This is a genomic window from Aeromonas sp. s13 (assembly GCF_040907905.1).
Taxonomy (GTDB): domain Bacteria; phylum Pseudomonadota; class Gammaproteobacteria; order Enterobacterales; family Aeromonadaceae; genus Aeromonas; species Aeromonas veronii.
Genome location: NZ_JBFOCS010000089.1, coordinates 1 through 8,099, shown reverse-complemented (window position 1 = coordinate 8,099; position 8,099 = coordinate 1). Strand labels below are relative to the sequence as shown.

7 protein-coding genes and 5 tRNA genes are annotated in these 8,099 nt (G+C 57.7%); 2 read left to right on the top strand and 10 right to left on the bottom strand.

Features of this window, described 5'->3' with window-relative positions; translation table 11 throughout:
* Positions 1-28 precede the first annotated feature (28 nt).
* Positions 29-1,438 (bottom strand): Na+/H+ antiporter NhaC, encoded by a 1,410-nt coding sequence (gene nhaC / locus AB5Y82_RS20450; RefSeq protein ID WP_005357819.1) that lies wholly within the window; start codon positions 1,436-1,438, stop codon positions 29-31.
* A 301-nt stretch (positions 1,439-1,739) separates the two neighbouring features.
* Here nhaC and AB5Y82_RS20445 point away from each other — a divergent pair, with 301 nt between their 5' ends.
* Positions 1,740-1,949, top strand: a complete 210-nt coding sequence (locus tag AB5Y82_RS20445; protein WP_088870233.1) for a hypothetical protein — start codon at positions 1,740-1,742, stop codon at positions 1,947-1,949.
* Here AB5Y82_RS20445 and AB5Y82_RS20440 read toward each other — a convergent pair.
* The 9 genes from AB5Y82_RS20440 to rsmC form a co-directional block, all read right to left on the bottom strand.
* The gene (locus AB5Y82_RS20440; RefSeq protein WP_005343036.1) at positions 1,944-2,216 is read right to left on the bottom strand and encodes a late competence development ComFB family protein; all 273 of its coding nucleotides are present in this window, start codon (positions 2,214-2,216) and stop codon (positions 1,944-1,946) included. The two genes, AB5Y82_RS20445 and AB5Y82_RS20440, sit on opposite strands and share 6 nt — an antisense overlap.
* A gap of 109 nt (positions 2,217-2,325) precedes the next feature.
* Positions 2,326-2,411: transfer RNA gene (locus tag AB5Y82_RS20435), tRNA-Leu, on the bottom strand.
* 71 nt (positions 2,412-2,482) lie between these two features.
* Positions 2,483-2,568: transfer RNA gene (locus tag AB5Y82_RS20430), tRNA-Leu, on the bottom strand.
* A gap of 46 nt (positions 2,569-2,614) precedes the next feature.
* Positions 2,615-2,700, bottom strand: a tRNA-Leu gene (locus tag AB5Y82_RS20425).
* A 44-nt stretch (positions 2,701-2,744) separates the two neighbouring features.
* Positions 2,745-2,830: transfer RNA gene (locus AB5Y82_RS20420), tRNA-Leu, on the bottom strand.
* 53 nt (positions 2,831-2,883) lie between these two features.
* Positions 2,884-2,969 (bottom strand) — tRNA-Leu (locus AB5Y82_RS20415).
* Positions 2,970-3,097: 128 nt separating this feature from the next.
* Entirely contained in the window at positions 3,098-4,558 is a 1,461-nt protein-coding gene (gene glgA / locus AB5Y82_RS20410; protein WP_111901757.1) for a glycogen synthase GlgA, read from the bottom strand.
* On the bottom strand, positions 4,548-5,765 hold the full coding sequence (gene glgC, locus AB5Y82_RS20405; protein ID WP_005340236.1) for a glucose-1-phosphate adenylyltransferase: 1,218 nt from the start codon (positions 5,763-5,765) through the stop codon (positions 4,548-4,550). Before glgC ends, glgA begins: the two co-directional genes overlap by 11 nt.
* Before the next feature lie 151 nt (positions 5,766-5,916).
* Entirely contained in the window at positions 5,917-6,945 is a 1,029-nt protein-coding gene (rsmC, locus tag AB5Y82_RS20400; protein ID WP_159142951.1) for a 16S rRNA (guanine(1207)-N(2))-methyltransferase RsmC, read from the bottom strand.
* A gap of 280 nt (positions 6,946-7,225) precedes the next feature.
* Here rsmC and dapA point away from each other — a divergent pair, with 280 nt between their 5' ends.
* Positions 7,226-8,098: a 4-hydroxy-tetrahydrodipicolinate synthase gene (dapA, locus tag AB5Y82_RS20395; protein ID WP_159142952.1), complete on the top strand. Its 873-nt coding sequence runs from the start codon at positions 7,226-7,228 to the stop codon at positions 8,096-8,098.
* Position 8,099: the final 1 nt, after the last annotated feature.

The window sequence follows — 8,099 nt, the reverse complement described above, 5'->3', positions numbered from 1 at the left end:
GGTGGCGCCTTTGTTGTTTCAGGATGGCTTAGCGGGAGCTTGCCGCCGCGACCAGCGGGATCCGGTTCACTGCCTTGCCCATGTAGGCGAGGGTGATGGTCACAATGATGCAGGTGAAGCTCAGCCACATGTAAGGCAGGTAGTCGAGGGTTGCCACCCCCAGCACTCCGGCCATGAAGATGCCGTTGTCGCTCCAGGGCACCATACCGCAGGTGAGGGTGCCGCCAAACTCGGCGTTGCGAGAGAGGTTCTTGCGCGCCAGTCCCAGTCGGTCGTAGTTTTTGGCCATGATCTTGGGGGTCAGGATCAGCGACACATACATGGCTGAGCCAAACACGTTGGCCAGAAACGCGGTGCCGATGGTGTGGCTGGTCAGGCTGCCGACGCTATTGATGCGCTTCTCGAAGGCGCTGGCGATCACTTCCAGAATACCGACCTTCTCCAGCAGGCCGCCAAACCCGAGACCGAAGATGATGACCGCGACCGAGCCCAGCATGGACTCCATGCCGCCGCGACCGAGAATGTTGTCGATAAAGTCGATGCCGGAGGTGATGGCAAACGGACTATAAGCCGAGTGCATTGCTTTCACCGGATCCATGCCCTGGAAGGCGATGGCCCAGATCAGGCCCAACAGGGCGCCGAAGCTGATCACCGGGAAGGCGGGCTTGCGATTGGCCAACAGGCCCAGCACCAGTACCACCGGCACGATGGCCAGCGGGGTGATGTTGAACTGGTTGTCGAGGGCCTCCATCACCAGATTGACCTGCTCCAGACTGACGTTGCCCGAATATTGCATGCCCACCACGGTGAACAGCACGGCGGTGATGACATAGGAGAGCAGGCTGATGGGCAGCATCCCCTTGATATGCTCCACCACGTCGACGTTGGACATGGTCGAAGCCAGCACTACTGAGTCGGAGAGCGGAGAGAGCTTGTCACCGAAGTAGACGCCGGAGAGCACGGCACCGGCTACCAGCGGCGCAGGCACGCCGAGGCTGTGGCCGATCCCCATCATGGCGATGCCGGCCGTGGCGGCAGAGCCCCAGGAAGTGCCGGTGGCCAGCGAGGTCAGGGAGCAGATGATCAAGGTTGCCAGCAGGAAGATGGACGGGTGAATCACCTTGAGGCCGAAGTAGATGATGCTGGGGACTATGCCGCCAGCAATCCAGGTGCCGACCAGAGCACCGACGGAGACCAGGATCAGGATGGCCCCCATCCCCTTGGCAACGCCGTCAACGGCAGCCTGCTCCAGGGATTTGTAATCGTGGCCGAGTTTGATGCCAAGCCCCATGATGACGAACCAGGCGATGAACAGCGCCAGCTGGATCGGCAGATCGAGCACGCTGGTGAACGAGAATGCCAGGGCCAGGAAAATGGCCAGACAGGCAAACACCTGTGCCATGCCCGGTAGTCGGATGTGGTTTTGTTGGTTTTGCATAGATACTTCCTAAACTCTTGCTCGCCAAGGTCACTCCCTCTCGTCCTGTGGATACATCGATCCCGAGGAGGCAACCCAAAAAGAGGCCGCAATCTACCACAAACCCGGCGGGTTAAAGCCCCATCAAATTGGCAAAAATGCACATTTGATTGAAAAAATCACAAATTAGTTGATCTCATAACCCGTTTTTGAGCGGCCTGTTGACACAAAGGGCCACATACGAAGCTTGCCCGTGACGCCACTTGCATCCCCACCAGATGAAGATGATAATTATTATCAATTGTTGATTGGGGAGAAAACAATGCGCTGGATATTGCGGGGTATGATGTTGCTGGTGGCGGTGGCCGTACTCGCATGGGGTCAGGATAAAGAGTACGGCATCTGGAGTGCCGGTTTTCTGCTGGCTGCCTGGGTGATACTGGAGCCCGGATTGCGGCCCGCCTTGATCTTGCTGCCAGTGGCCGGGTTGACCGGTATCGTTACCCTGCTCTGGCAGCAGCCCTGGTTATGAGCTTTTGACGGGGGCCTGCTTGATCTTCTGCTGTGCCACCTTGAGCGATTCGACCACCAGCTTCTCCATTTCGGTGCGCTTGGCGTCGGTCAGGAAGTAGATCATGTCGACATTGTGGCGAATATAGTGGGCCGGAAGCTGGTTGAGGGTGAGGCAGCAGAGATCGGCCATCTGATCGCTGTTTAGCTTTTGCTGCAGCCCCTGTTTCTCAATTTCCTTGAGCACCAGATGTTCGTAAAAGTTGTGAATGTCGGTATCCAGTATCATATGCGTTCCTTGGCATGACGATGAGCGGTGAGTCGTCAAAAGCATAGCCATAACAAGGAGTAAAAACAAAAGGCCCATCACTTTCGTGATGGGCCTTTTGCGTAATGAATGGTGCGAAGAGAGGGACTCGAACCCTCACATCCGTGGGACACTAACACCTGAAGCTAGCGCGTCTACCAATTCCGCCACCTTCGCACACTAATTTTCTCCAGCTGGTTTTTAAATGCGGTTGGAGCGCATTGCTCTGTGTTTACATGTCAGAAGCATGGTGCGAAGAGAGGGACTCGAACCCTCACACCCGGGGGGCACTAACACCTGAAGCTAGCGCGTCTACCAATTCCGCCACCTTCGCACATTCGGGTTTCCAGTCTGGATTTACATGCTGTCTGGATAAAGCATGGTGCGAAGAGAGGGACTCGAACCCTCACATCCGTGGGACACTAACACCTGAAGCTAGCGCGTCTACCAATTCCGCCACCTTCGCACATTGTGATACCAGTTTTGATTTACATGCTGTCTGGAGAAGCATGGTGCGAAGAGAGGGACTCGAACCCTCACACCCGGGGGGCACTAACACCTGAAGCTAGCGCGTCTACCAATTCCGCCACCTTCGCACATTCGGGTTTTCTAGTTGGATTTACATGCTGCTGAATCAGCATGGCAGTATTGGTGCGAAGAGAGGGACTCGAACCCTCACATCCGTGGGACACTAACACCTGAAGCTAGCGCGTCTACCAATTCCGCCACCTTCGCATCACTGCGGAGGGGGATTCTATAGAGTTTTGGGGGAGCGTCAACAGCCAAAGGGGACTTTTTTCGCTGTTGACGCCCAAAGTGGCGCCAAGGGTACAAAACTTCAGCAATCAGCTGACGTTTGGCGTTCAGTAACGGCCCAATGCGCTCTGATACATCCGTTCATACTGGGTGACTGAGTCAGGCCAGTTGAAGCGGGTGCTCATGGCATTGCGCTGCACCTTGGCAAAACGCTCTTTGTCCTGCAGGAAATAGAGCAGGCTGCGGCGCATGGTATCGAGCAGGATAGCGGCAGTCGGATCGTTGAAGCAGAAGCCGGTGGCATGCTCGGGATCTGCATCCCAATCCACCACGGTATCTTTCAGACCACCCACGGCCCGCACCAGTGGCAGGGTGCCATAGGCGAGACTGTACATCTGGTTGAGGCCGCAAGGCTCGAACAGAGAGGGCATCAGGAAGAAGTCGGCACCGGCTTCGACCAGATGAGCCAGCCGATCGTCATAGGTGTTGATGAAGGCGAGCTTGCCCGGATAATCCCGGGCGATGGTTTGCAGTTGCGTGGCGAGCGCAGGATCGCCAGAGCCGACGATCACCACTTGTACCTGATGGTGGAGGAATTTCTCCAGCGCAGGGAGCAGCAGGGGAACGCCCTTCTGCTCGGTCAGGCGGCAAACCATGCCGTAGATGGGCAAGTCCGCCACGGCCAGCCCCGCCTCCTGTTGCAGGCTCTGTTTGCAGATCTGTTTGCCAGCCATGTTGTCGATGCTGTAGGTCGCAGGCAGGAATTCGTCGAACTCCGGATCCCAGTCCTTGTAGTCGCAGCCATTGAGGATGCCGCAGAGATCCGCCGCCCGTTGCTGGAAGATATGCGCCATGCCGTGGGCGCCAAGGTGAGTCAGCAGCTCCTGGGCATAGTTGGGGCTGACCGCATTGATCTTGTCGGCGTAGAGCACCCCGCATTTGAGTAGATTGACGTGGCCGTAGTCGTAGTTGATGCGGCGTTCGTAGTCGGCGATCTCGGGCATGGCCCAGAACTGCTCGCGGCCAAACACCCCCTGAAACGCCGCATTGTGAATGCTGATCACGCTGCGGGTTTGCTGGAAGAAGGGGTTGTGGGCGTGACGGGTTTTCAGCAGCAGTGGCAGCAGGCCGGTGTGCCAGTCATTGCAGTGGGCGATATCCGGAGCAAAGCCGAGCTGCTCGCAGGCATGGAGGGCAGCGGCCGAGAAGAAGGCAAAGCGCTCGCCATTATCCGGATAGGCCTGATTGTTCTCGGCGTAGAGCTGGGGACGATCGAAATATTGCGGGCAGTCGAGCAGATAGACGCAGACGCCATCCAGCTCCATCTGGTAGATGCGATAACCGATATCCGGCAGCCCGGGGTGGGTTGGCAACCAGCGTGATGCCACCAGTCTGGCCTCATCCCGTCGCTTTATCGTCTTGTAGAAGGGCAGCATGATCCTGACATCATGTCCCTTCTGGGCCAGGTACATCGGCAGGGCTCTGGCGACATCGGCCAGGCCCCCGGTCTTGACCAGCCCCTCAACTTCCGAGGCAACAAACAGGATTTTCAGTGGGTTAATAGCCAACTCTTGCTCCCTTAGGTACCACCACGATACCGCCTTCGGATACGGTAAATCGCTCTCTATCGTGGTCCAGATTTTCACCGATAACGGTGCCTGGCGCAATTTCAACGTTTTTATCAATGATGGCGCGCCGGATGGAGCACCCTTCACCAATCTTCACATCCCCCAGCAGCACGGATTCACTGATATGGCTGCACGCGCCGATATTGCAGCGGAAACCAAGGATGGATCGCTGGATCTGGCTGCCCTGAATGAAGCAACCGGCGGAGATCAGCGAGTTGGCGATCTTCACCTTGCACTCGTCGCTGTCGATGAAGGTAGCAGGCGGCAGCGCCGGATAGTGGGTGTGCAGGGGCCACTTGCGGTTATAGAGGGAGAAGGGGGGATTGTCGGCCACCAGGTCCATGTGCGCTTGCCAATAAGAGTCGAGGGTGCCCACATCCCGCCAGTAGACGTGCGGTTTCTCGCCGGGGATGACGTTGGTGCTGTAGTCATAGACATAGACGGGGGCACGTGGGTAGAGGCTCGGGATCACATCCTTGCCAAAGTCGTGGCTGGAGTTCTCTTCGGCGGCATCCCGTTTCAACTCGCGGCAGAGGGCATCGGTCTCGAATATGTAGTTGCCCATGGAGACCAGCGCCTGGGTCGGATCGCCGGGAATGTGCTTGGGCTGCTTCGGCTTTTCCTGAAAGCCGATCATCCGCCCTTCGGTATCTACCTCTATCACCCCGAAGGCGCTCGCCTCTTCGATGGGCATGCGAAGTGCCGCGACCGTCATGGCGGCGTTCTTCTGCTTGTGGAAGGTGACCATCTGGCTCACATCCATCTTGTAGATGTGGTCGGAGCCGAAGATGCAGACGTGATCCGGTTCGGCCCGCTCGATAAAGCCGAGATTCTGGTAGATGGCATCGGCGGTGCCGTCATACCAGCGTTTGCCCATTCGCATCTGGGCCGGGATGGGATCGATAAAGCGGTCGGTGATGCCGACGATATTCCAGCCCTTCTTCATGTGCAGGTAGAGGGACTGAGATTTGAATTGGGTCAGTACATAGATGCGCAGAAAGTCGGCGTTGACGAAGTTGTTGAGGACAAAGTCGATTAGCCGGTAGCTGCCACCGAAGGGGACGGAAGGCTTGCTGCGGGTGGTGGTCAGAGGCTGCAGGCGAGTACCTTCGCCACCAGCCAGGATCATGGTCAAAATGCCTGCCATCGTATTTCTCTCCCTGAATTAACAACATGAAAAGGTTTTCAATGTTCGGTATAAAAACACCCCTAAAGGGGTGGTTTTTATCGTGTGCTTAATACCTTATCAGATGCCGGATGGCGCTCTCTAGCTGTTTTCTTGTGCTGCTTACACTTATTTACATTTTGCTCAGATAGACCTTGAATTTGGCATCACTGCTGATCACTTCAGTCCGTTTGAAGTGTGTCTCCAGTATAGGCTGGTAGCGCAAGAAGGCGTTGGCAACAATGGTCAGCGAACCATTTGGCAGCAAAAATTCCGGCGCCTTGGCCAGGAACTGCTCGGTTGCCGCATAGAAGGTTTTGAGACCCGCATGGAATGGCGGGTTGGAGACGATGTGTTGGAAACGGGTGGAGACATCCGAATAGACATCGGAAGCGGTGACCTTGCCCTTCAGACCGTTGATCGCCAGGGTGCGGCGGCTCGATTCGAGCGCCAGCGCGCTGATATCCACCATGTTGACCCGCAGAGCCGGATTGCGCTTGGCCAGCACAGACCCAATCACCCCGGCGCCACAACCGAAATCGAGCAATTCGCCCGTCATCGGCGGCACGGCGGCCAGCAGCATCTGGGTGCCGAGGTCCAGCTCGGCGGCGCTGAAGACGCCGGGCAGCGCCAGCACGGTCAGCTCGGTATCACCCGCCTTGCACTGATAGCGGCCAAACCAGCTATCCAGATCGAACGGGGCGACCGGTTTGCAGAGCTCACCATGATAGAGGGAGCAGCGGCGGGCCGAATCGCGCTTGATCGGCTTTTCGCCATAGGGGGCCAGCAGCTTGTCGGCGCTATTGATGCCGCCGCGGTTTTCACCGGCGAGGAACAGATCGGCACCCGATTCCAGCAAGGGGGTCATCATGGCCAGCAGATATTGTGCCTCGGCCTTGGCCTTGGGCATCAGCAGCAACAGGGCATCGAAGCGAGGGACGCCACCAAGCTGGTGGTCGAACAGAATAGCCTCGCCGAGGGCGGCCTGCTGGCTGCGGTAGTAGCAGTAATCGGTGGTAAAGACGGTCAGGGTCTGGGCCAGGCTCGCCAGTTGGCGGGGGTAGTCATCCTCCAGCGCGCCGCAGACAAGTAGCCGCTTGCCGACAAAGAGGGCTTGGTTTCGTTCCAGCATCTGGCTGACGGCACTGATAGGGCTGCTCATCGGGTCTCTCCACGCAATTTTGGGCGGCCATTATACATAGCCCCTTTCGCCTTGACATTTATGCCGTGTTCCCGAAATATGCCCAGACACCATTTTTTGACCAGAGATGACGAAATGCGGTTCAACGGGTTGAAACGAAAGCACAAAAAAAGCCTGAAATTCGGGCCTGCCGACGTTCGCGCGTAACCTCTCATCCCTGAGAAGCTTCAAACCCCGGTTGCGCACATCGTACCGGGGTTTTTTATTGCCATATGCGCGTCATTTAGGAGAAGGAGATCCCATGTTTCAAGGTTCAATCGTTGCGTTGATCACCCCGTTTCGACAGGGAAAGCTGGATGAAGAAGCGCTGCTGCGTCTGGTGGAGTGGCATATCGAACAGGGCACTCACGGCATTGTGCCGGTGGGTACCACGGGGGAAAGTCCGACCCTGACCCACGACGAGCACTGCCGGGTGGTGGAGCTGGTGGTCAAACAGGTCGCTGGCCGTATTCCGGTGATTGCCGGAGCGGGCTCCAACAATCCGGTCGAAGCCATCGAGTACACCCTCCATGCCGAGCGGGTGGGGGCCGATGCCACCCTGCATGTGGCCGGTTACTACAACCGTCCCAATCAGGAGGGGCTCTACCACCACTTCAAGGCGGTACACGATGCCACCGCCAAGCCGATCATCGTCTACAACATTCCGCCGCGCGCCATCGTTGACGTGCAACCGGCGACCCTGGCCCGTCTGGCCGAGCTGCCGCGCATTGCCGGGGTGAAAGATGCCACCGGCGATCTGGCACGCCCCTGGACCGAACGCCAGCTGATCAAAAAGCCTTTCGCCTGGCTATCCGGTGAAGATGCCACGGCTGTGGCCTACAACATCGGCGGTGGTCAGGGCTGTATCTCTGTGACCGCCAACGTGGCGCCCAAGCTGGTGGCCGAAGTGCAGAACCTCACGCTGGCTGGCAAGTGGCAAGAAGCGCGTGAGCTGCAAGACAAGCTGATTCCGCTTCATCAGGCGATGTTTGCCGAGCCGAGCCCGGCCGGTGCCAAATATGCCGCTTCCCTGCTCGGTTTCTGCAGCGAAGAGTGTCGCCTGCCGGTGATGCCACTGTCGGAAGCGACCCGCGAGCGCATTCGCAACGCCATGCAGCAGCTCAACCTGCTGTAAT

Bases quoted from the DNA above. Each gene is read 5' to 3' on its own strand.
- nhaC (WP_005357819.1), bottom strand. From the start codon at position 1,438: ATGCAAAACCAACAAAACCACATCCGACTACCGGGCATGGCACAGGTG.
- AB5Y82_RS20445 (WP_088870233.1), top strand. From the start codon at position 1,740: ATGCGCTGGATATTGCGGGGTATGATGTTGCTGGTGGCGGTGGCCGTA.
- AB5Y82_RS20440 (WP_005343036.1), bottom strand. From the start codon at position 2,216: ATGATACTGGATACCGACATTCACAACTTTTACGAACATCTGGTGCTC.
- glgC (WP_005340236.1), bottom strand. From the start codon at position 5,765: ATGGCAGGCATTTTGACCATGATCCTGGCTGGTGGCGAAGGTACTCGC.
- rsmC (WP_159142951.1), bottom strand. From the start codon at position 6,945: ATGAGCAGCCCTATCAGTGCCGTCAGCCAGATGCTGGAACGAAACCAA.
- dapA (WP_159142952.1), top strand. From the start codon at position 7,226: ATGTTTCAAGGTTCAATCGTTGCGTTGATCACCCCGTTTCGACAGGGA.